Here is a 20544-nt window from a genome sequence, read left to right on the forward strand (position 1 = left end):
TGACCTAAACGCTTCTGCCCAGTCGCTGAGCCGATCGGTGCGCTTCCGGAAGGGACACATCTGCAGGAATATCAGCCCGCCCCGAGGCATAGAGTAACCAGGCCACCAGAGCTTTCTGAGCGTGTAGCCGATTTTCGGCTTCATCAAAAACGACCGACTGAGGCCCATCGATCACCTCGGCTGCTACTTCTACACCGCGGTAGGCCGGCAGACAGTGCAGGAAGATCGCATCGTGAGCGGCCTGAGCCATGGCCGCCTGATCGACCGTGTAGTCGCTCAAGACGCTCAGGCGCTGTGCTTTCTCTTCCTCGTAGCCCATGGAGATCCAGGTATCGGTAACTACCACGTCGGCACCGTACAGCGCCTCTGCAGGGTCGTGTGTGACAGTCACCGACCCGCCGGTGTGATTAGCTCGTTGCTGAGCTGCCTGCACGATCTCGGTGCGGGGAACATATCCTTCGGGACCGGCGACCCGAACGTGCATGCCTGCGGTCGCTGCGCCGAGCAGGTAGGAGTTCGCCATATTGTTGGCGGCATCCCCCAGGTAGGCCAGGGTCAGCCCACGGGCACGACCTTTGTGCTCGATCACCGTTTGCAGGTCCGCCAGGATTTGGCAGGGGTGGTAATCATCGGTCAGAGCGTTGACCACCGGTATATGAGAGTATTCGGCCAGTTCCTCCAGCCCGGCCTGAGCATAGGTGCGCCAGATGACCACCGACACCATACGTTCAAACACGCGAGCAGAATCAGCGATGGTTTCTTTATGACCCAACTGGGACTCGCCCGGGTTGATCACCAGCGGGTGACCGCCCAATTCGGCGATCCCGGCGGCAAAAGAGATCCGAGTACGGGTTGAGGTTTTGTCAAACATCACAATCCCGGTCTGGGGGCCGGACAACGGGCGGTGACGATACGGTTCGGCCTTGATCTGCTGGGCGAGCTGGAGAACTTCGGCTTGTTCTTCGGGACTCAGATCGGTGTCGATCAGAAAGTGACGCACCCCGGCACCTGCTTCCTGCGTGGTGGCGGTAGTCGGTGTTGTACTCATCATGTCTCTTTTCTTGTCTCCTGCGGTGACGCGGTAGCGGTCTACCGGGTGTGATTCTGGCCGGCTGTCGCGACAAGCGCGGGGAGCCGCTGGTAGAACGAGTCCAGCTGCTCGTCAGTGACCACCAGGCTGGGGGCCAACCGCAACGTGGTTGGCGAGGTGGCGTTGATGAGAAAACCTGCCTCGGCGGCAGCCGTGACGACTCGAGCCGCCAGGTGCGGTGTGTTGAGGTCGTCCCGGGCGGGGCGTGGCTGGTCGGCTGGCTGGTCGGGTATCGACACATCGATCCCGGCCCAGGCGCCGTAGACGCGCACAGTCTCGATCCCCTCGATCTCGGTGAGATGTGTGGCCATGGAGCGCCCGATGGCCTGGGCCCGCTCCAGCAAGTTCTCCTCTTCCAGGGTGTGCAGGACCTCCAGGGCTACCGCACAGGCTAGCGGGTTGCCACCGAAGGTGGTGCCGTGTTGACCGGCGCTCAGTGCCATCGAGGTGGCCTTGTTCAGACACACCGTCGCCCCGATCGGGAATCCTCCGCCCAGAGATTTGGCCAAGGTCATCACATCGGGCACCACAGGACGTTTTTGCCCAGTCACGGCCGGATTTTGATAAGCGAACCAGGTTCCGGTGCGTCCAGACCCGGATTGCACCTCGTCGAAGATCAATAGCGCGCCATATCGATCGCATAGGTCGCGCACCGCAGCAAGGTATCCGGCCGGGTACCCGTGGACCCCGGATTCGCCTTGAACCGGTTCGATCAACACCGCAGCCACCGTCTCATCGACAGCGGCTACCATCTGGTCGAGATCGCCGGCAGGCACTCGAGTGATCGCCGGTAGCAGCGGCTCGAAAGGATCCCGGTAGGCCTGCCTAGCCGTGACACTCACCGCCCCTAGGGTACGACCGTGGAAGGCCTGCTCCACGCAGATGATGCGGGTCTTGTGCTCGCTGAGCTGTTTGCCGTAGGCGCGAGCAATTTTCAGGGCGGCTTCATTTGCTTCAGAACCGGAGTTCGAGAAGAACACGGACCCGTCGGGCGCCTGGGCTAACTCGAGGAGTTTTTCAGCCAGCTCAACCTGAGCCGGTGAGGTAAACAGGTTGGAGATGTGGCCCAAAGTTGCCGCTTGCGCCGACAGGGCGGCCAGGATCCGCGGATGGGCGTGACCGAGAATGTTCACGGCAATTCCGCCGAGCAGATCCAGGTATTCTGCACCGTCTGCATCCCAGACGGTTGCCCCACGACCACGCACCAGCACCCGTTGCGGGGTGCCAAAAACTCCGGTGACGGTCTGCTGATAACGCTGCAAGTAGTCCCGTTGCATGGAGTCGGGATGAGTGGAATCCGGGTCCGTCATCAGTGGCCTCCTGTGGTGTTGAGGGTAAGAACTTCTGGGTGGTCGTCGGGAAGTACCTGGGTGCCGACTCCAGCGGAGGTGAAGATCTCCAACAGCATCGAGTGTTCTTCCCGACCGTCTACGATGTGAGCCTGGGGAACTCCGGCTTCGACGGCTTCGACGCAGGCGCTCATCTTCGGGATCATGCCCGATTCCAGCGTGGGGAGCAACTCCTTCAGAGCGCTGACTCCGATGGTGGACACCAGGGAGTCGCGATCTGGCCAGTTGCTATAAAGCCCTTCCACATCCGTGAGAATCAATAGCTTAGAGGCACCCAAGGCTACCGCGACAGCGGTGGCTACGGTATCGGCATTGATGTTGAGGACCTGGCCGGTAGGCTCTCCGTTGTCGTCGAACTCGGGCGCGACCGAGGAGATCACTGGGATATGTCCGGAGTCAATGATGGTCTGGATCGCTCCCGGAGCAACGTGGTCGATCTCCCCGACCAGTCCCAGATCGGCTGATTCGCCCTCGATTTTTACCTTCCGACGGCGGGCCCGGAAGATCGCGGCGTCTTCACCGGACAAGCCCATGGCGTAGGGGCCACGAGAATTCAGCAAGCCCACCAGATCTCGGCCCACCTGACCGGTCAGCACCATACGCACGACCTGCATGGATTCCTCGGTGGTGACCCGCAATCCTCCTCGAAATTCGGAATCAATCTGCAGCCGGTCCAGCATCGCGTTGATTTGAGGGCCACCACCGTGGACCACCACTGGATGGATGCCGGCGTGGTGCAAGAAGGTAATGTCTTCAGCGAAAGCCTGCCGAAGGGATTCCGACACCATCGCATTGCCACCGTATTTGACCACCACAGTGGTTCCAGAAAAACCGCGAATCCAGGGTAAGGCTTCAATAAGCACCTGGGATTTTTGGGCAGCAATCCGGCGGTCGTGGCGATGGGCTTGCACATCTTCGGTCACGAGAAGGGACCTTTCGTCATCGGTCATGGGGCAGCAAAAAAATACAAGAAAGGCTGGTGCGCTAGCGGGATTCAGGACGAGTATTCGGCGTTGACCGCAACATAGTCGTAGGTCAGATCGTTAGTCCAGATAGTAGCGGTGTGTTCACCGGCGTGGAGGTCAATGATCACCCGTGCCTCGCGTGGGGAGAGATCGACCAAAGAGCGGTCCTCGCCCATGCCCCCGGCCCGGCAAACCTGGATGCCATTGATGGTGACATCGATCTGATCGGGATCGTAATCACCGTCGACGGTACCCACCGCCGAGATCACGCGACCCCAGTTCGGGTCCTGGCCGTAGATGGCAGTCTTGAAAAGGTTGGAGCGACTCACGGCCCGGGCGATTGTCTCAGCTTCGGCCACGGTGCTGGAGTTGACGACGGTGACGGCAATATCATGCTGGGCACCTTCGGCATCCGCGATAATCTGGCGAGCTAATAGGGCGCAGACCTCGTTGAGCCCGGCCTGGAACTCTGCTGGATCGGGTCTAACCCCGCTGGCGGCGTTGGCCAGCAATAACACGGTGTCGTTGGTCGACATACACCCGTCCGAATCGGCACGGTTAAAGCTGAGAGCCACTGCCTGTTGCAACATGCTCTGTAATTGGCCGGCCTCGAGCTGGGCATCGGTGGTAATCACCGCCAGCATCGTGGCCATCCCGGGCGCAATCATTCCAGCCCCTTTAGCCATGCCACCGATGTGGTATCCGGTGGTAGTGGTGGCCACCGCAGTCTTGGAGCGGGTATCGGTGGTCATGATGGCTTCGGCGGCATCATCGCCTCCCGCAACACTCGCGCTGTCCAGTGCCAGGTCAAGACCGTCCACGAGTTCCCGGATCTTCAGCCGTTCGCCGATGAGCCCGGTCGAGCACACCTGAATTCGGTCGGCAACTGTGTCCAACAACTCAGCGGCTCGTTGCGCGGTGTCAGAGGCGTCTTGGTCGCCAATCTTTCCAGTGCAGGCATTTGCACCACCGGAGTTGAGCACCACCGCATCGGCCTGATACCCACTGGATTTCAGCGCCTCTAGGGACCACTTCACCGGAGCGGCTTTGACCTTATTGGAGGTAAAAACTCCAGCCGCCTGCTGATCGGGTCCGTCGTTGATGATAACGGCCAGGTCTTTTGCCCCGGATTCTTTAATACCGCTGGCAACACCGGCGGCCCGGAACCCTTTGGCTTGTGTTACGCTCACGGGGAAACTCCTGTCTGGGTCAGTCCACGGGACTCCTCAAGTCCCAGGGCAATATTCATCGATTGAATTGCACCACCGCCAGTGCCTTTGGTGAGGTTATCGATCGCACAACTGACAATCACGCGCTGGGCGTGCTCATCAACAGCCAGTTGCATCACCGCATGATTCGAACCCACCACCATAGCGGTAGCTGGCCACTGTCCTTCGGGCAACACATGCACGAACGCTTCGTCAGCATAAGCCTGTTCCCACGCCTGCCTGACCGAGGTCGCCGAGACTCCCGTCCGGAGCCGAGCGGTAGCGGTGGTCAGGATCCCGCGGGCCATGGGCGCCAGCGTCGGGGTGAAGGACACCTGCACCGGCTCACCGGCAGCCCAGGTCAATCCTTGCTCAATTTCTGGAGTATGCCGGTGCACGCCGCCCACCCCATAGGGGCTCATCGACCCCATCACTTCCGAACCCAGCAAATGAGGTTTCAGCGATTTCCCGGCCCCGGACGTACCGGAGGCAGCCACGATGACCACATCGGAGGTTTCCAACAGTCCAGCACTGAACCCGGGGCTCAGGGCCAGCAAATTCGAGGTCGGATAGCAACCGGGTACGGCAATCCGCCGAGTTCCCCGTAGCATCTCGCGTTGACCCGGTAGTTCTGGCAGACCATAGGGCCAGTGTCCGGCGTAATCGGTTCCGTAGAATTTCTCCCAGCTTTGTTCAGATGTCAGGCGGTGATCAGCGCCGGCATCGATGACCAGGGTGTTCTCTGGTAGCTGGGCTGCAATCTCGCCCGAGGCGCCATGTGGCAGTGCCAGGAACACCACATCGTGACCAGATAAAACCTCGGCCGTGGTCTCTTCCAAGACCCGATCAGCTAAGGGAATCAAGTGGGGTTGGAGTTCGCCGAGTCGCTGTCCCGCGTTGGAATGGGCGGTGATGGCTCCAATGGTCACTTCGGGATGATTGACTAGCAGGCGCAACACTTCGCCACCGGCGTATCCGGAGGCACCCGAAACGGCTACAGAAATACACATAGGGGCCAGCCTACGTCACCATCACCCGATTATGCACTCTGTGACATATTTATGCATTCAGTACGTGTCATGTCTTTTGTGACTGATTTCTCAGAAGCTGTCGATTAGCGTAGTGACTATGGAACATTTTGAGATCCCCACCACCCACCACGCCGCTATCGTCTCCGATGCCGGTGGCGTGGAAAACTTCTCATGGTCTGAAACCTCTGTCCCCGCCCCCGGCCCCGAAGAAGTCCTGATCACCACGGCCGCTGTGGGGCTCAACTTCATTGAGACCTATCAACGTTCCGGCGTGTACTCGGTGGACTACCCCTTTATCCCGGGCACCGAAGGCGCCGGGACCGTGGTGGCTCTCGGAGAGGACGTCACCGACGTGGCCCTCGGGCAGCGGGTGGCTACCGCCGCAGGTCGGGGCACCTATGCCGAGCACTTTGTGGCCCCTGCTTCCCAGTTATTACCCGTGCCCGATGCGATGGATTTGGTCACCGCAGCTGCATTACCTCTGCAGGGCTTGACCGCTCATTATCTCGCTCGTTCGACATTCCCCGTTGCCCCCGGTGATGCGGTTCTCATCCATGCTGGCGCTGGTGGCGTGGGGTTGTTACTCACCCAGTTGTGTGTGCATTGGGGCGCTACCGTTTACACCACTGCCTCCACCGATGCAAAGAGGCAACTGTCCCGCCAAGCTGGAGCAGAGCACTGTTTCGACTACGAGAATTTCGCGGAAGAGATTGCTGAAGTTACCGGTGGTCGCGGTGTCGATGTCGTCTATGACGGTGTCGGAGCCTCAACCTTCGACGGCTCTTTGGAGGCGCTGAAGGTTCGTGGCATGATGGTGCTCTTCGGTGGAGCTTCGGGGCAAGTACCGCCCTTTGATCTGCAACGGCTGAACTCCGCCGGCGGGCTGTACATCACGCGTCCGGCCCTGAGCCACTACACCGCCACAGCCGAGGAAACTGCCTCTCGAGCCCGCGAACTCTTCGATGGACTCGAGCAGGGCTGGTTGACCTTGCGAATCGACCAAACCGTGCCACTGTCCGAGGTGGGAGGCGCACATACCGCTTTGGAGTCTCGTCAGACGACGGGCAAGACCGTGTTGACGGTGTAGTCTCTCATCACCGCGGGGCTCACCGCGTCCCGGGGGCATCGGCCCATGAGCCGATCTGGCTGATTTAGACGAACAGCCCCGAAATCGTGGCGTAGAGTAGCCCGGCGATGACGACCAGCGCGATCACGCCGACGGCAATCCGTTGGATCTGACCCCGTTTGCGGTCCTCGTCGCTGGGCGGTACCTCACGTTCGAGTTCCCACGGGTCTGGGTCGCTCATCGTAGGTGCGCTCCTAACTCTTGTTCCGCGCGAGCCACGGCAGCCAACCGCACTTCAGAGGCTTCATCATTGGTGAGTGTTTTGTGGTGGTCCCGGAACCGCAAATTGAAGGCCAGGGACTTCTTGCCGTGCTCCACTCCGGCGCCACGGTAGACGTCGAAGAGGGCGATCTCTTCCAAGAGCTCACCGGCGGCCTCCTCCAACACACGCTTCACCTGGGCAGCCGGCATGGCTTCATCCACCACCAACGCCACGTCTTGAGTGACCGCAGGATAGGGGCTGACTGCACGGGCTTCCACTACCTCGGGGACCTCATCGAGCAACCGATCCAGGTCCAGTTCCACTGCCGCGACACGTTCTGGCAGGTGTTGTTGCTGGACGTATTTGGGGAGCAACTCGCCGGCATAACCGAGCACGGATCCACTGGCGGTGACCAATTCAGCGCAACGGCCGGGATGGAAGGCCTGATGGGCGCCCTGACGAACCTCTAACGCCACACCGACGGCATCGGCAATGTTCAGGGCTGTACCGATGGCGTCTTCCCAGTCGTAGGGGGTCGGTTCGAAGCCCGGTCCGGGTGTTGCCGCGTGACCGGCGAACACCGCAGCCACGTAGTGAGGTTGGTGGGGCACGCTGTTGACGATGCGTTCCAATACCTCGGGTGCGGGATGGACACCGACGCCGGGAATCTCCGACACGGCGTCCGAGGAGGCCTCCGGGTGGAACACCAAGCCGGTTTCAAACAGCGCCACGTCTTTGAAACCGCGAGATATGTTGCGGTGCAAGGTGGTCACCAAACCGGGCAACATCGAAGTGCGTAACCATCCCAGCTCGGCAGAAAGCGGATTGGCCAGATGTACCATCTGTTGTTGGGCACCGACCTGCTCGTCGGCGGAACCAAAGAACCGGTTGTCCGACTCAGCCACGAAGGGATACGACAGGACTTCCACAAGTCCCGAAGCCGCCAGGGTCTCCGATACGTTGCGACGCAGCCGCTGACGCGGGGTGAAACCACGCCCGGCCGGTGCTACGGGCAACCGTGATGGGATCTTGTCGTAGCCAACCAGGCGAGCAATTTCTTCCGTCAGGTCTTCGGCAATGGTCAGATCAAACCGCCAGGATGGGACGGTGACCCGGTAGGTGGTGCCAGACTGTTCATCGGAATGCTGGGTGACCTTGCACCCAATCTGTTCCAACACCTCGTCAATCTGCTCGGTGGTGAACTCGTACCCGATGCGTTGGGTTGGGAAGTCAGCTGCCATCTCAACGACGGTCGGCTCGGGACGTTCGCCGATATCGGTGACACCCTCATCAGCAACACCACCGGCCAGTTCCACGAGGAGCTGGACGGCGCGTTCGGCGGCTTCGTCGCAAATCTCCCAGTCCACACCGCGCTCGTTGCGACGCGAGGCTTCTGAGGGGAGCTTGTGGCGACGCTTGGTCCGGGCGACAGAAACCTGATCGAAATGGGCAGACTCGATCACAATATCGGTGGTTTGTTCGGTCACTTCGGTGGCCAAACCACCCATCACGCCGGCCAGCCCGATCGGACCGGAGTCGTCAGCGATCAACAGGTCTTCGGGATCCAGTGTGCGGGTCTTGCCGTCGAGGGTTTCGAGCGTTTCTCCGGACGCGGCACGCCGAACGCGCAGAGCGCCGTTCAGCCGGTCACGATCGTAAAAGTGCAGGGGCTGTCCCATCTCCAGCATGACATAGTTGGAAATGTCCACCGGCAACGACAGCGAACGAATGCCAGCCAGTCGCAGTCGTTGTGCCATCCACACCGGAGTCGCACCGGTAGTATCCACGCCAGTTACGGTGCGGGTCACAAAACGGGTTGCTCCCGGGTTGCCGTGGATCGGTGCCTGATCGTCCAGCACGACCGGATACCCGGAATCGTTGGGCACAGGAGGGTGCACGGATTCTGCCGGGTCGATACTCGTGGTCCCGGTGGCGTGACCGTACTCGCGAGCGACACCACGCAGGGAAAGAACGTAGGACCGGTCAGCGGTGACGTTAATTTCGGCGGCTTCGTCATCGAGGCCTAGTAGCTCGATCACATCGGTACCGGGCTCTGGGTCCAACCCCCAGTCCCCCAGCACGATGATCCCCTCATGGCCTTCGCCCAGACCGAGTTCTTTCTCGGAGGCGATCATGCCGGCTGAGATATGACCGTAGGTTTTCCGCGCGGAGATGCGGAAATCACCGGGAAGGACGGCTCCCGGCAGGGTGACGACAACTTTGTCTCCGGGCTCGAAATTGTGTGCTCCGCAGATCACGCCCTGGACGCCATCGACTGCGATGCCCTCGCCTTCCAGAGTTTGGCTGGCTCCGTCGGGCACGACCTGGACGTGACACCAGTTGACGGTTTTGCCGTTGGAATGTTCTTCCGGGGTTTTGTCCAAGACCTTGCCGACCACAATCGGTCCGGACAGCTCATCGAGGGGACGGTGCACGTCTTCCTCTTCGAGTCCAACGCTGACCAGATCGGCCATGAGATCTTCGGCAGTAGCGCCAGCGGGAAGCTGGGTGAATTCACGAAGCCAAGAAAGTGGAATCCGCATACCTTAGATCTCCAATCCAAACTGTTGAGAAAAGCGAATGTCGCCTTCAATCATGTCGTGCATGTCGGCAACATCATTCCGAAACATCAGGGTGCGTTCCACACCCATGCCGAAGGCGAATCCGGAATATTCATCAGGGTCGACACCAGCTGCCCGCAAGACGTTGGGGTGCACCATGCCACACCCACCCCACTCAATCCACTGTGGGCCTCCTTTGGCACCGGGGTGCCAAATGTCCATTTCCGCACTGGGCTCGGTGAAGGGGAAGTAGTTGGGGCGCAACCGGATGGCTGCCTCGTCACCAAACATGACGCGGGCGAAGTATTCCAGGGTGCCACGCAGGTCTGCCATAGTCAGCCCGCTGTCCACGGCCAGTCCTTCGAACTGATGGAAAACCGGCGTGTGCGTGGCGTCTAGCTCATCGGTGCGGAAGGTTTTGCCGGGGCACAGCACGTAGGTGGGAGCTCCGCGTTCGATGAGTGCCCGGACCTGAACCGGAGAGGTATGAGTCCGCAACAGCAAGTGATCTTCGGGAGGATCAATAAAGAAAGTGTCTTGCATTTCCCGGGCTGGGTGGTCCGGTAAGAAGTTCAGCGCGTCAAAGTTGAACCACTCGGATTCCACTTCGGGACCTTCGGCGATTTCCCATCCCATCCCGACAAAGATGTCGCAGACTCGATCTTGGAGCACGTTGAGCGGGTGGCGGGCTCCGAGGCGACGACGACGCACCGCGGTGGTGACATCTACGGTTTCTTCCAGCAACACCTGCTGTTCATGGTCAGCTTCGAGCACTTCGGTACGTGCAGCCAACGCCTTATTAACCTGAGCTCGAGCTTGCCCCATGCGCTTGCCGGCGGCTGCTTTCTCAGATTTGTCCAAGCTACCGATCTGCTTATTGGCCAGCGTAAGCGGAGATTTTTCTCCGGTGTGAGCAAGACGAGCTACTTTGAGCTCGTCGAGTGATCCCGCTGCTTCGAAGGCTTCGAGAGCTTCAGCCACAGCACGGTCGACCGCATCTTGGTCGGCCGGCGAGATCAGCTGGTCATCGTTAGCTGATGAACGATCTGTCATGGGCACACGCCTTCACCTAGATTCGACTGTTACGGATGGGTCTTCGACCCTCATCTAGTTTAGGGGCTTTTGCTACTCCCTCGGCACACCGAGAAGGTCTCGGTCTCGGAATGGTCTGGTTAAACACTGATCCGGAGTCGAGGCGCCACGGCGAGTCGACTCCGGATCAGCCATGCAGGATATTGTCTAACTGCGGTTAGAAACTGCCGGGAGCTCCAGGGATATCGAGAATTTCATCCGCATCAGGAGCAGTGATCTCCTCCACTTCGCCATAGGCGGAGAAGTCCATGGTGGTTTCCCCGCCCTCAGCCTGAGATTCACCACGAATCACTTGGTTATCGGTGTTGAAGTACAGGTCGATCGGTTCCCCCTCGGTATCTTCACCGGAGTACTTATAGGCCTCTTCCCCATCAAGCTCGGCCTCTTCGACGGCCACGTCCTCGTCAGGCATACTTTCCAGAGTCTCCCGGAACTCCTCGGTAAAGGCAGAGAAATCTTGTTCATCAACCGTTCCGGTATCGATCCACTTCGAGGTATCCAGAGTGGAGGCGACCATGCCGGTGCTATCGAAGTAGTTCCAGAAGTTATCGTCACCCTTGATGTAGGTCGAGTTGTCGACGACCAGCATCTCAACGGTGAAGCCATGTTCCTCGGACTTCAGCTCACCTCGCATGTCACCGGTTTCCGAGAAACCTTCAAAGTACCCGGTTACGTCTCCAAAGCCGAAGTCGAGCTCTTCTGAGCTTGTCCCCTCAACGTCAACACGCGCGGATTCGGCATTTTGGAAATGCTCCACCGCATCCGCTTTAACCTCGGACACCGATGGCGGTCCGCCACAAGCGGTCAACGACAAACTGGCAACAGCGATCAGGCCCAGGCTCAAGCTGGCGCGTTTCTTTGCGAGTGTGTTCATACTTGAAATAGTACAGTGAACCATCCAGCTTTCCAACAGTTAAGGACCGTTGCTCTCAGGAATAGGATTTATCAGGAAATAATATCGGCAAAGATTTGCTGCCACAATGGAGCATTGTGTGTTTTAAAAATCCCCATATGATCGATGCGCTCTTGTCCTAAATCCTGTGGATGATAATGGTGATGTTCCAGGTCAGCCCGGGAATACCAGCTCATCAACGACAGGCTGGCCGGTAAGGGCATCGTGCGGTCATCGGCGAAGGTGATAAAGGTAAGTGGTCCGGTATAGCCCGCAAATTTTTTGGCCAGTTCCGGATATTCGGTCAGCATGTAGCGAGGCATAGTGCACCACCTCCCCCACTGTCTCATCACCTGCGGTGGGATATCACCGAGGATGCCCAACTTCTTTCCCGGGAAGTAGCCGACAGTTCGCACGGCGACCGGAGCCAAGAGATACCACATCACCGGCGGCAACAGTACTCCGGCACCATAGTGCTGCCAGTATTTCCAATATCCGGTTCCGGCCGAGACGATGGTGGCAGCTTCTAGATGCTCGTGTCGGGCAAAGGCGAGCATTTGTCCACCAAGGCTGTGGCCAAGCCATCGCACCGGAACTGTCTCGTGCTCGGCGACGTAATCAACAACTGCTCCGGGGTCCTGGGCCCAGGTGAGAAAATCCGCGGTGACATCTTTCAACGGCCCACGGGAAGAGCCTCCATACCCCTGGTGATCGTACAAGTAGGCCACAAGCCCGTGGGTCGTCAGCCACCCGGCGAAGCGCCGATAGAACCTGGCCTGGACCGCGATGGCCGGGGAAATGATCACTGCGGCACGAGGCTGCGACCCATCCGGGTTGCTGAAACGAGTCACCACCAACGGTTCGCCGTTATCTTTGGTAATGGTGACTTCTTCTTCGATGGCGTGTTCGGGAATAACGTTCGTCATGGGGTGTCCTCCCCCGAGTACTCTTTCGATGGTCTGCGCTCAGTGGATTGAGTACGACGTGGTCTATGACATGGACTACACCGCTATCCTAGAGCTCCCGAGGAAGATGATCAGGGGGAGTCACAGATAAATCTTCTCGGGTAAATTACAGATCATGTTTCGCGCGACGTTCAATCTGCTTAACCTCTCGACGGTGCTGGGCTTGATTGTGGCGGTTATTGCCGGGACCACACTTCTGCCCGGTCCCGATCGGTTAATGCTGGCGATGAACTATCGGTGGCCATGGCCTTCCGGCGGGTGTATCACCCTGGGCAACGTGGTGCTGGTCCGTCCCGGAGTGCGGCTCTCATCCGCACTTCTGACCCATGAATCACGCCATGCGACGCAGTGGGCGTTATGCCTAGGTTTGCCCTTCCTACCGCTCTACGGGCTGGCGGTGTTGTGGTCACTGTACCGTTATGGGGACACAGCTAATGGCAATATTTTTGAACGCGCCGCCGGCCTTACCGATGGCGGTTACCGACGACGCGCTCCGGTGCGGCCCTGAGCCTCGAGCCCTGGCTCAATCCTGTGCCGGCTTAGGCGCTGACGCGCAGAATCAGGGCGTCGCCCTGACCACCGCCACCACACAAACCGGCCGCACCCACGCCACCGCCACGGCGGCCCAGTTCCAAAGCCAGGGTGAGCACCAGGCGTGCGCCGGACATTCCGACCGGGTGCCCCAAGGCGATGGCCCCACCGTTGACGTTGACGATCTTCTCGCTGACGCCGAGTTGTCGCGCAGAGACGAGCCCCACCGCGGCGAAAGCCTCATTAATTTCCACCAGGTCAAGGTTTTCGGTTGTCAGACCTTCCTTGGCACATGCTTTCGAGATGGCGTTGGCGGGTTGTGCCTGCAACGATGAATCGGGGCCGGCCACCATACCGTGAGCGCCAACTTCAGCAATCCACTGCAGACCGAGACTTTCGGCCTTCTGCTGAGACATCACCACCAAGGCGGCGGCCCCGTCAGAGATCTGTGAGGCAGTGCCGGCGGTAATGGAGCCGTCCTTGCCGAATGCCGGGGGTAGCTTGCTCAGCGACTCCGGGGTAGTCTCGGGGCGAATGCCCTCGTCCTGGGAAACCACCATTGGCTCCCCCTTTCGCTGGGGTACCTGAACGCTGATGATTTCGTCATCGAAGATCCCGTTCTGCTGGGCGGCGGCAGCCCGTTGGTGCGAGGTAGCGGCGAAACGGTCTTGATCCTGACGGGACACTTCGAATTCTCCGAGGTTGCAGGAGTCAGTCAGTGCTCCCATGGCCTGTTCGGTGGCCTGGTCATACAGCGCATCGTAAGCCATCGAATCCACCAGTGCTGTATCGCCGAATTTGACTCCGGTCCGGGACTTGGGCAACAGATGCGGGGCCAAGGACATCGACTCCATGCCACCGGCCACGACGACCTCTGCTTCACCGGCGCGGATCAGCTGATCAGCGGTTGCCACAGCATTGAGCCCCGACAAGCAGACCTTGTTGATGGTGATCGAAGGAACGGATGGGGGAATCCCAGCAGCGATGGCAGCTCCGCGGGCCGGGTTCTGTCCGGCGCCTGCCTGAATGACCTGTCCCATGATGACGTAGTCGACGCTAGTGGGGTCTACGCCACCCTTTTCTAGTGCGCCACGGATAGCCACGGCGCCCAGCTGATGAGCCGGAATGCTGGACAACGAGCCCAGCAGACGCCCCATCGGGGTGCGGGCACCTGAAATAATCACCGAACTAGTCATGCGGGATCTTCTCCTCAGATTCGTGCAGTCTGCGTGTTGAACGTCCGTCTAACAGTTCGTATCTTAGCGAACCTGAGACCCTGCTCACAGCACGGCACGAGAATCATCAACCTGGTGATCAGCCAGGAGTTGTTTGGCTTGTTCCCGCATCTCGATCTTGCGCACTTTCCCCGTCACCGTGGTGGGGAATTCCTTCACCAGGTGAACGTACCGGGGGATTTTGTAGCTGGAGAGATGAGGGACACAGAATTCGCGCAATTGCGTGGCGGTCAACGGTTCGGCATCTTCGCGGAGTTGAACCCAGGCCATCAATTCTTCACCATATTTCTCATCGGGCACACCAATGACTTGAGCGTCCAGAATATCGGGGTGCGTGTAAAGAAATTCTTCAATCTCCCGTGGATAAATGTTCTCACCGCCACGAATCACCATGTCTTTGAGCCGACCGGTTACTTTGACGTAGCCGTGTTCATCCATTCGCCCCAGGTCACCGGTCCGCATCCATCCTTGGTCATCCAGCACCTCAGCGGTTTTTTCAGGCTGATTCCAGTACCCCTGCATCACCAAGTAACCTTTGGTGCAGACTTCGCCATCCTGGTTAATCGGTAACGTCTTTCCGGTGGCCGGGTTGATAATCTTGGTTTCGACGTGGGGGCCGGGGCGACCGACGGTAGACACCCGCCGGTTCACCGTATCGTCAGGCCGGGTTTGGGTCGAGACCGGGGATGTCTCGGTCATGCCGTAGCAAATGGAGATTTCTTCCATATGCATCTGTCCCATGATTTTGCGCATTACTTCTTCGGGACAGGGCGATCCGGCAATGAGTCCGGTCCGCAGGCTGGAGAGATCAAATTCTGAGAACCTCGCCAGCGCCAGCTCGGCGATGAACATGGTCGGCACCCCGTAGAGGGCAGTGCACCGTTCTTGTTCAACCGCTCGCAACACGGCTACAGGATCAAAAGACATGCCTGGGATAACCATTGTCGCCCCGTGGGTGGTGCAGTTGAGATTGCCCATCACCATTCCGAAACAGTGATAGAACGGCACCGGAATGCACACCCGGTCGTGCTCGGTGTAGTTGATGGTTTCGCCCACAAAGTAGCCGTTATTGAGGATATTACGGTGGGTCAGGGTGGCCCCTTTCGGAAAGCCGGTAGTTCCCGAGGTGTATTGGATATTAATCGGGTCGTCGGGGCCGAGCCCAGACTGGACCGCGGCCAGCAGTTCCGCGTCGGCCACGGTGTCGTAGACCTGAGCCCAGGACTCAGTGGTCATGATGATCTTGACCTGGAAGTCTCCCAGCTCTTCTTCGGCGCGGTTCAGCATCGCGGGGTAATTGCTCTTCGGCAACGCTTCGGAGGAAATCACCGAGGTGATGCCGGCTTGCTGGACGACGTAGTTGAGTTCGTGTTGGCGATAGGAGGGATTAATGTTGACCAGAATCGCCCCGATCTCTGCGGTGGCGTACTGGGTCATGGTCCATTCCCAGCGGTTAGTTCCCCAAATCCCGACTCGTTCTCCGGGACGAATTCCCGCACGGTACAACCCGGTGGCGAGACCACGGACGGCGGTGTGGAATTCTGCGTAGGTCCAGCGTTTACCCTGCACTACATCGACGAGAGCTTCACGATCGGGAAATCTTTCGACGGTGTCCTTCAGGTTGTCAAAAATAGTGGTTTCCAACAGCGCGACATCGCGGGGGCCAATAGCATGAGACAGCGTCAGCAACTCGGTCATCGGGGGCTCCTGATCATCCTGGATCTGGCGACCAGATCGGTGTTCTAATGACGCCAAGGTACCAGCATGTGTCATAAATCACAATAACAGCTCCTTGGGAGAGGCGACTGCCCCACATGAGCCGATTCATGCGCCATCACGGCCAACAGGTGCGCCAGTCGCTGGTCAGCTCGCTGAGCCCGGTAGCCGCCAGTGAGCGAGTGCGCCGTGGAGTTAATCAGCCCAAAAATCCCGTAGACCCGCGTGCGAATCTCCTTGGTCGTATCAGCGGGGTGTAACTGAGCCAGAGCCTGCGACCAGATGCGAACATACTCTCGCTGTGTCCGACGAACCTGTTGTCGATCCTCATTGGCCAACTGCGCCATTTCTTGGTCTTGAATCCGAATCACCTCCGGCGCATCCAAAGCGAAGCGCACATGAAAACTAATGAGCTCATCCAGCTGGGGCGTCGGATCCGGATAATGACTTTGAATCCACCGGCCACCTTCCAACAGGGTTCGACTCACATCGACCAACACTTGGCCCAACAGATGTTGCTTGGAATCGAAGTGACGATAGATCGCCTGCGCTGTCACACCGACTTCGGCCCCCACGTCAGCCAGGGACACTTGCGCATACCCATGAGCTGCGAATAATCGCGCCGCGGCATCTAGCAGCGACTGTCGCCGGCGGGCTTTATCTTGGGCTCGACGGGTTCGTTGCCCCTGAATTTCAGTGGTCATCGTGACTCCTTTACGGGACTTTCTCACTGCAGAGATCCGCCATCTAGACAAATGTGAATCATATCACTATCCTAAGATTCAGTGAATGGCGATTAACCCAATTTGTCGCAGGAGGTCCCATGGCGGAGGTCAGTAGCCCGGTCGATACTCGATCTGAACAGTTTCAGGCCAACGCTGCGTTTCACCACGGACTCTGGGACGAATTGCGCCAGAGACTGGCAAGGGTGCGCCGAGGCGGGTCAGAGAAGGCCCGGCAACGCCATCTGGATCGTGGTCGCATGCTCCCACGGGATCGCGTAACCCGCGTGCTCGACGATGGCAGCCCCTTTTTGGAAATTGGTGCGCTGGCGGCCTGGGATGTCTACGATAATCAAGCTCCGTCAGCAGGAATTATTATCGGCATCGGACTGGTTCACGCACGACCGGTGATGGTGGTCTGCAATGATTCTACGGTCAAGGGGGGTACCTATTTCCCGCTGACGGTCAAAAAGCACCTGCGTGCCCAAACCATCGCATTAGAGAACGAATTGCCCTGTATTTACTTGGTGGACTCCGGCGGTGCCTATCTGCCGATGCAGGATGAGGTCTTCCCCGACCGCGAGCATTTCGGCCGGATCTTTTTCAACCAAGCCACGATGTCGGCGAAGAAGATCCCACAATTAGCGGCGGTGCTGGGCTCATGTACGGCAGGTGGGGCCTACGTGCCGGCCATGAGTGATGAGTCGGTGATTGTCCGCAACCAGGGCACGATCTTCTTGGGTGGTCCGCCCCTGGTGAAAGCAGCTACGGGTGAACAAGTCAGTGCCGAGGAGCTGGGCGGCGCCGAGGTCCATACGAAGACCTCCGGAGTAGCCGATCACATCGCCGAATCCGATGACCACGCGTTACAGATCATTCGCAATATTGTCGCGACGCTACCTCCTCCGCATCCCCGGGCCTGGCAGAAAATCACCGCGAGCGCCCCTGCGGCGGACCCCGACGAGTTAGCCGGGATCATCCCGCAGGATCTGAATCAGGCCTTTGATGCCTACCAGGTCATCGACCGCGTCATTGATCGGGATTCGTTCCACGAGTTCAAACCCGATTACGGGACATCGCTGGTCACCGGCTTCGCTCGACTCGAAGGTCACCCGGTGGGGATTGTAGCCAATAACGGGATTCTCTTCTCTGAATCCTCGCTCAAGGGAGCTCACTTCATCGAATTATGCGACCAACGTGGCATCCCACTGATCTTTCTGCAAAATATTTCCGGATTCATGGTCGGTAAGGATTATGAACACGGAGGCATCGCCAAAAACGGGGCCAAAATGGTCACGGCGGTCTCCACCGTACGGGTTCCTAAAATCACCGTGGTCATCGGTGGGTCTTTTGGCGCCGGGAACTATTCGATGTGTGGACGGGCATATTCGCCACGGTTTTTGTTCATGTGGCCCAATGCCCGGATCTCGGTGATGGGCGCCGACCAGGCTGCCGGTGTGCTTGCTACGGTCAAGCGGGACCAGCACGAGGCCGCCGGCACCGAATGGTCGGCCGAAGAAGAGGCTGAGTTCACCGCACCCATCAAGGCCAGCTACGAAGCCCAGGGCCAACCGTATTATTCCAGTGCGCGACTGTGGGATGACGGAATCATTGACCCGCGCGATACACGTCGGGTTCTGGCGATGGCGCTGGACGTGTGCCGTCAGCCCGATCTGCCACCCACCGGTTTCGGAGTCTTCCGCATGTAGTCGTGACCTGGACTCTGTCTGTTCAGCGCCCTGCCCTGACCTACCGCCAGCCATATTGCACCGCACAGTGAAAGATGACTCATGGATCAACCCACCGCTTCAGTCTTCCGCACCGTTATGATCGCTAACCGAGGCGAAATTGCGTGCCGGGTCATCCGGACCGTTCACCAGATGGGCATGACCGCTGTGGCGGTGTATACCACGCCGGATGCCCAGGCATTGCATGTCCGACTCGCCGACCGAGCCGTGCATTTACCCGACCACCAGGCCACCACCGGCTACTTGGACATCGACGCGGTCGTGGCCGCTGCGGTGGAGACGGGGTCTGACGCTATCCATCCCGGCTACGGCTTCCTGTCAGAGAATGCGGACTTTGCCAGAGCCTGTGCTCGAGCAGGGATCACGTTCATCGGTCCCGATGCACAGGCCCTGGAGATCATGGGCGATAAGATCACCTCAAAAAAGCACGTCGGTGCCGCCGGGGTCCCACTCATTCAAGGGATTTCTGAACCCGGACTCAGTGATGAGGAGCTGGTCGACAAAGCCTGTTCGATGACTTTTCCAGTGCTGATCAAGCCGTCTGCCGGCGGTGGCGGGAAGGGCATGTACGTTGCCGAGTTCTTGGACCAGTTGCCGGAAATGTTGGCCACCGCTCGACGTATCGCCCACGCTTCGTTTGGCGATGACACGCTTTTTATTGAACAGCTCATCGGCTCCCCACGCCACGTTGAGGTCCAGATTCTCGCCGACCAGCACGGCAATGTCATCCACCTGGGCGAACGAGAATGCTCCTTGCAGCGCCGGCACCAAAAGGTCATTGAAGAAGCCCCCTCGGTGGTCTTGACCGACCAGACGCGTGCCAGAATTGGTCAGGCCGCCTGCGATACCGCTCTCTCTGTAAATTATCGCGGTGCCGGAACCGTGGAGTTCTTAGTCTCCGATCACGACCCGGACACCTTCTACTTCATGGAGATGAATACTCGCCTGCAGGTCGAGCACCCGGTCACCGAAGAAATCACGGGCATCGATCTGGTGGAACAGCAGCTTCGCATCGCCGCCGGCGAGCCACTAGCCTACACCCAGGACGAGATTCAGTTGCGCGGTCATTCGGTCGAGGCTCGGGTGTATGCCGAGGTTCCTGCCGCCGGCTTCCTGCCCTCCACCGGAACCATCCTCGAACTGGCCGAACCGGCCGGCACCGGGGTGCGGGTTGATTCCGGGTTGCGTCGTGGCAGTGTCATCGGCACGAATTTCGATCCGATGCTTGCCAAGGTCATCGCGACCGGCACGCACCGTGACCAGGCGCTAGACCGTCTCGATCGGGCGTTGAAGAACATGGTGGTGCTCGGGGTCCAGACCAATATCAGTTATCTACGACAGTTGATCAATGATAGCCGGGTCCGAGCCGGGGCGTTAGATACCACCATGATCGAACGGATCCTGCCGGAGATGGATTTCCCGGGGCCCGGAGCCGACGACGCACAGATTGCAGCCACATTGGCTTACCACTTTGAACCGGCTCCGACCACCAGCCTGTCCTCCGGATGGCGTTGCGATGGGTGGCGCAGCATGGCCGAGTCGCCAAGCGTCCGCCGGCACGTCAGCTACCGTACGGCTTCCGGGGACACCGAAGACTTCGACGTCACCTTGGACCCCTCCACGGTGGTCGAGCAGGTGGGAGACCATGAGTACCTATTATCCACACCAGAGTCAATGACCACCAGGGTGCACGCGGTCGTCGCCACACAACGCGCCGGGCAAAGCCAGCTGTGGTGTTTCACCCCGAACTTCGCCGGACTGCTGACCATCAGTGACCGACAGGCCATCACCAGCAACGAGGTCCAAGCCCAGCAGGCTGGCACTGCCGGGCTTATCTCCAACCCGGACGTGAGCTCCCCGCTACCCGGCACTGTGATGTCGGTGCTGGCAACCTCCGGAGACCAGGTATCAGCCGGCGACACGCTGGTGATCGTGGAAGCTATGAAGATGGAGCACCGGCTGGTCGCTCCCTTCGACGGTGTCGTCACGATCCACACAGCAGAAACCGAACAGGTCAAGCTCGGCCAAGTGCTGGCCAGCATCACCCCTGACGATGACAAGAATCCAGAAAACGAGCCCGCAAACTAGCTGGTGATGACCACCACGAAAGG

17 protein-coding genes are annotated in these 20544 nt (G+C 59.2%); 4 read left to right on the top strand and 13 right to left on the bottom strand.

The genetic code is table 11. The features are described 5' to 3' along the window. Positions 1-4 precede the first annotated feature (4 nt). From argF to argC, 5 genes are read right to left on the bottom strand one after another with little or no spacing between them, the layout of a single operon-like run. Entirely contained in the window at positions 5-1051 is a 1047-nt protein-coding gene (gene argF, locus DCC27_RS04900) for an ornithine carbamoyltransferase (protein ID WP_233488079.1), read from the bottom strand. Positions 1052-1089: 38 nt separating this feature from the next. After that, positions 1090-2400, bottom strand: coding sequence for an acetylornithine transaminase (locus DCC27_RS04905; protein ID WP_110101706.1), 1311 nt, complete (start codon positions 2398-2400; stop codon positions 1090-1092). Continuing rightward, positions 2400-3389 (bottom strand): acetylglutamate kinase, encoded by a 990-nt coding sequence (gene argB, locus DCC27_RS04910; protein WP_110101705.1) that lies wholly within the window; start codon positions 3387-3389, stop codon positions 2400-2402. The genes DCC27_RS04905 and argB overlap by 1 nt, the downstream gene beginning before the upstream one ends. 44 nt (positions 3390-3433) lie before the next feature. Continuing rightward, positions 3434-4594, bottom strand: coding sequence for a bifunctional glutamate N-acetyltransferase/amino-acid acetyltransferase ArgJ (gene argJ, locus DCC27_RS04915; RefSeq protein WP_110101704.1), 1161 nt, complete (start codon positions 4592-4594; stop codon positions 3434-3436). Then, positions 4591-5622, bottom strand: a complete 1032-nt coding sequence (gene argC, locus DCC27_RS04920; RefSeq protein WP_110101703.1) for an N-acetyl-gamma-glutamyl-phosphate reductase — start codon at positions 5620-5622, stop codon at positions 4591-4593. Before argC ends, argJ begins: the two co-directional genes overlap by 4 nt. 118 nt (positions 5623-5740) lie before the next feature. Here argC and DCC27_RS04925 point away from each other — a divergent pair, with 118 nt between their 5' ends. Further along, the gene (locus DCC27_RS04925) at positions 5741-6730 is read left to right on the top strand and encodes a quinone oxidoreductase (RefSeq protein ID WP_110101702.1); all 990 of its coding nucleotides are present in this window, start codon (positions 5741-5743) and stop codon (positions 6728-6730) included. 64 nt (positions 6731-6794) lie between these two features. Here DCC27_RS04925 and DCC27_RS12170 read toward each other — a convergent pair whose 3' ends face one another. The 5 genes from DCC27_RS12170 to DCC27_RS04945 form a co-directional block, all read right to left on the bottom strand. After that, positions 6795-6950, bottom strand: a complete 156-nt coding sequence (locus tag DCC27_RS12170) for a hypothetical protein (RefSeq protein ID WP_158278436.1) — start codon at positions 6948-6950, stop codon at positions 6795-6797. After that, positions 6947-9514 carry a phenylalanine--tRNA ligase subunit beta gene (gene pheT / locus DCC27_RS04930; protein ID WP_110101701.1) on the bottom strand — a complete coding sequence of 856 codons (2568 nt, stop codon included), beginning with the start codon at positions 9512-9514 and terminating at the stop codon, positions 6947-6949. The genes DCC27_RS12170 and pheT overlap by 4 nt, the downstream gene beginning before the upstream one ends. A gap of 3 nt (positions 9515-9517) precedes the next feature. Then, positions 9518-10585: a phenylalanine--tRNA ligase subunit alpha gene (gene pheS, locus DCC27_RS04935; RefSeq protein WP_110099543.1), complete on the bottom strand. Its 1068-nt coding sequence runs from the start codon at positions 10583-10585 to the stop codon at positions 9518-9520. 196 nt (positions 10586-10781) lie between these two features. Beyond that, positions 10782-11498 carry a hypothetical protein gene (locus DCC27_RS04940; protein ID WP_110101700.1) on the bottom strand — a complete coding sequence of 239 codons (717 nt, stop codon included), beginning with the start codon at positions 11496-11498 and terminating at the stop codon, positions 10782-10784. A gap of 71 nt (positions 11499-11569) precedes the next feature. After that, positions 11570-12442 (bottom strand): serine aminopeptidase domain-containing protein, encoded by an 873-nt coding sequence (locus DCC27_RS04945; RefSeq protein WP_110101699.1) that lies wholly within the window; start codon positions 12440-12442, stop codon positions 11570-11572. Positions 12443-12596: 154 nt separating this feature from the next. Between DCC27_RS04945 and DCC27_RS04950 the strand changes: the two genes are divergently transcribed. Beyond that, the gene (locus tag DCC27_RS04950; RefSeq protein ID WP_110101698.1) at positions 12597-12989 is read left to right on the top strand and encodes a hypothetical protein; all 393 of its coding nucleotides are present in this window, start codon (positions 12597-12599) and stop codon (positions 12987-12989) included. A 31-nt stretch (positions 12990-13020) separates the two neighbouring features. On the opposite strand, the gene DCC27_RS04955 is transcribed toward DCC27_RS04950, so the two are convergent. From DCC27_RS04955 to DCC27_RS04965, 3 genes are all read right to left on the bottom strand, one after another. Beyond that, entirely contained in the window at positions 13021-14208 is a 1188-nt protein-coding gene (locus DCC27_RS04955; RefSeq protein WP_110099547.1) for an acetyl-CoA C-acetyltransferase, read from the bottom strand. An 84-nt stretch (positions 14209-14292) separates the two neighbouring features. Then, a complete protein-coding gene (locus DCC27_RS04960; protein WP_110101713.1) occupies positions 14293-15945 on the bottom strand; it encodes an AMP-binding protein in 1653 nt (550 codons plus the stop codon). A gap of 71 nt (positions 15946-16016) precedes the next feature. Further along, the gene (locus DCC27_RS04965; RefSeq protein WP_110099548.1) at positions 16017-16667 is read right to left on the bottom strand and encodes a TetR/AcrR family transcriptional regulator; all 651 of its coding nucleotides are present in this window, start codon (positions 16665-16667) and stop codon (positions 16017-16019) included. Positions 16668-16786: 119 nt separating this feature from the next. On the opposite strand from DCC27_RS04965, the gene DCC27_RS04970 reads away from it, so the two are divergent. Together DCC27_RS04970 and DCC27_RS04975 are read left to right on the top strand one after the other, a co-directional pair. Further along, entirely contained in the window at positions 16787-18394 is a 1608-nt protein-coding gene (locus tag DCC27_RS04970; protein WP_110101696.1) for a carboxyl transferase domain-containing protein, read from the top strand. Between the two features lie 81 nt (positions 18395-18475). Then, on the top strand, positions 18476-20521 hold the full coding sequence (locus DCC27_RS04975; protein ID WP_110101695.1) for a biotin carboxylase N-terminal domain-containing protein: 2046 nt from the start codon (positions 18476-18478) through the stop codon (positions 20519-20521). Positions 20522-20544: the final 23 nt, after the last annotated feature.

Origin of the sequence: Auritidibacter sp. NML130574 (genome assembly GCF_003185725.2) — a bacterium.
GTDB classification, from domain to species: Bacteria; Actinomycetota; Actinomycetes; order Actinomycetales; family Micrococcaceae; genus Auritidibacter; species Auritidibacter ignavus.

What these genes read in the sequence shown, in the direction of transcription:
- argF (WP_233488079.1), bottom strand. Translation starts at nt 1,051, where the DNA reads ATGATGAGTACAACACCGACTACCGCCACCACGCAGGAAGCAGGTGCC.
- DCC27_RS04905 (WP_110101706.1), bottom strand. Translation starts at nt 2,400, where the DNA reads ATGACGGACCCGGATTCCACTCATCCCGACTCCATGCAACGGGACTAC.
- argB (WP_110101705.1), bottom strand. Translation starts at nt 3,389, where the DNA reads ATGACCGATGACGAAAGGTCCCTTCTCGTGACCGAAGATGTGCAAGCC.
- argC (WP_110101703.1), bottom strand. Translation starts at nt 5,622, where the DNA reads ATGTGTATTTCTGTAGCCGTTTCGGGTGCCTCCGGATACGCCGGTGGC.
- DCC27_RS04925 (WP_110101702.1), top strand. Translation starts at nt 5,741, where the DNA reads ATGGAACATTTTGAGATCCCCACCACCCACCACGCCGCTATCGTCTCC.
- DCC27_RS12170 (WP_158278436.1), bottom strand. Translation starts at nt 6,950, where the DNA reads ATGAGCGACCCAGACCCGTGGGAACTCGAACGTGAGGTACCGCCCAGC.
- pheT (WP_110101701.1), bottom strand. Translation starts at nt 9,514, where the DNA reads ATGCGGATTCCACTTTCTTGGCTTCGTGAATTCACCCAGCTTCCCGCT.
- pheS (WP_110099543.1), bottom strand. Translation starts at nt 10,585, where the DNA reads ATGACAGATCGTTCATCAGCTAACGATGACCAGCTGATCTCGCCGGCC.
- DCC27_RS04940 (WP_110101700.1), bottom strand. Translation starts at nt 11,498, where the DNA reads ATGAACACACTCGCAAAGAAACGCGCCAGCTTGAGCCTGGGCCTGATC.
- DCC27_RS04945 (WP_110101699.1), bottom strand. Translation starts at nt 12,442, where the DNA reads ATGACGAACGTTATTCCCGAACACGCCATCGAAGAAGAAGTCACCATT.
- DCC27_RS04950 (WP_110101698.1), top strand. Translation starts at nt 12,597, where the DNA reads ATGTTTCGCGCGACGTTCAATCTGCTTAACCTCTCGACGGTGCTGGGC.
- DCC27_RS04955 (WP_110099547.1), bottom strand. Translation starts at nt 14,208, where the DNA reads ATGACTAGTTCGGTGATTATTTCAGGTGCCCGCACCCCGATGGGGCGT.
- DCC27_RS04960 (WP_110101713.1), bottom strand. Translation starts at nt 15,945, where the DNA reads ATGACCGAGTTGCTGACGCTGTCTCATGCTATTGGCCCCCGCGATGTC.
- DCC27_RS04965 (WP_110099548.1), bottom strand. Translation starts at nt 16,667, where the DNA reads ATGACCACTGAAATTCAGGGGCAACGAACCCGTCGAGCCCAAGATAAA.
- DCC27_RS04970 (WP_110101696.1), top strand. Translation starts at nt 16,787, where the DNA reads ATGGCGGAGGTCAGTAGCCCGGTCGATACTCGATCTGAACAGTTTCAG.
- DCC27_RS04975 (WP_110101695.1), top strand. Translation starts at nt 18,476, where the DNA reads ATGGATCAACCCACCGCTTCAGTCTTCCGCACCGTTATGATCGCTAAC.